The 1,424-nt window shown below is 44.0% G+C and carries 1 protein-coding gene; it reads left to right on the top strand.

Going from position 1 to position 1,424, the window contains the following annotated elements; translation table 11 throughout:
- Positions 1–81 precede the first annotated feature (81 nt).
- Positions 82–1,404: an IS4-like element ISVbsp1 family transposase gene (locus tag AB4558_RS21710; RefSeq protein WP_009845967.1), complete on the top strand. Its 1,323-nt coding sequence runs from the start codon at positions 82–84 to the stop codon at positions 1,402–1,404.
- Positions 1,405–1,424: the final 20 nt, after the last annotated feature.

Genomic DNA, 1,424 nt, shown 5'->3' on the forward strand with positions numbered 1-1,424 from the left:
TAATGCCGATCGTTTAAGAAGACTTGAACGATCTTGCAGTTAGCAGATAATCCCCATCAACAACGTTGATGGGGATTTTTTATGCTTGAACAAGAATTAGCAATGGCACACGAGACCATTGAAGATGCCGACAATTATGAATCTGTCGTCGACGCCATTCAGATTGAGTGGATAGAACAAGCTCTTCTTGAAACCAATAAAGCGAGCATAAGACGACGTCGGCTTCCCGCTCAGCAAGCTGTCTGGTTAGTTATTTGGATGGGGCTGCAACGCAACATGTCTATCAAAGAGGTATGCAGTTCATTAGACATTGCGCTTCAGCCTAAACCTGAAGATAGCTGGTCTCGTGTTGCACCTAGTGTCCTAACTGATTCACGCCGACGTCTAGATGAGAGTCCATTAGCGGCTCTGTTTCACACAACGGTAAAGGCTTGGAACGGAGATATCCTTCAACAAGATAAAGACTTAGAGCTTAATGTTCTTGCTGTGGATGGAACAACATTTAGGTGCCAAGATTCCCCAGAGAACGCTGAAGAATTTGGGTTCATCTCTAAAAAATTGAAACCTTACCCTCAACTTCGTTTAGTCGCTTTGATGTCAACAGAAACTCGAATGATTATGGGGGCGGCTTTTGATGGCTGTCATGTCGGTGAAACGACCTTAGCTAAGCGTCTATTCAATGATATCCCCGCACATTCATTGACCTTATTTGATCGTTGTTATTTCTCGGCAGACCTCTTGTTGTCGTGGCAAGAGAGTGCGGAAAATGCTCACTGGTTAATGCCTGCAAAACGTAAGCTACGCTATGAAGTGTTGGAGAAATATGCGGAGAACGACATGCTCATCTCAATGCCCATCTCTCCTCAAGCTCAACGGCAGAATCCGAATTTACCCGCACGTTGGGAAGCTAGATTAGTCCTATATCAAGAGCCAAAAGGTGAGATAAAAGGTTTTATTACTTCACTTACAGACCCTAGTAGATACTCGCTAGAAAGCCTGCTGCGTATTTATTGGCAACGCTGGGAGATAGAAGAAGGTTATGGTGAAATTAAACAGACTCAACTGCAAAGTCACGTCACTTTACGAAGTCGTTTTTCTGCCGGTGTGAAGCAAGAGCTTTGGGGCGTATTACTTGCCTATAACTTAGTGCGATTAGAGATGGTTAAGATAGCTTCAGAAGCCGGGGTTCGAGCGACTAGGGTCAGTTTTACCGCCGCAATTAACCTTATTGATGCGCAATTACGTTGGTTAGCTTTAAGTCCAGACGGAACTCTACCTGTAAAACTGAAAAGGATGAGAGACAGTTTAAGTCACTTCATTCTTCCAGATAAAAGAAAGGACCGAACGTTTCCACGTTCAGTCCTCTTTGTCCCAGCCAAATATCCGTTCAGGTTCAAGCAATAATGCTTATCCGAACGGCATTA

Source organism: Vibrio sp. 10N.222.51.C5 (assembly GCF_041474575.1).
Taxonomy (GTDB): domain Bacteria; phylum Pseudomonadota; class Gammaproteobacteria; order Enterobacterales; family Vibrionaceae; genus Vibrio; species Vibrio crassostreae_C.

Excerpts from the sequence above, each read along its gene's own strand:
- AB4558_RS21710 (WP_009845967.1), top strand. The coding sequence starts at position 82 with ATGCTTGAACAAGAATTAGCAATGGCACACGAGACCATTGAAGATGCC.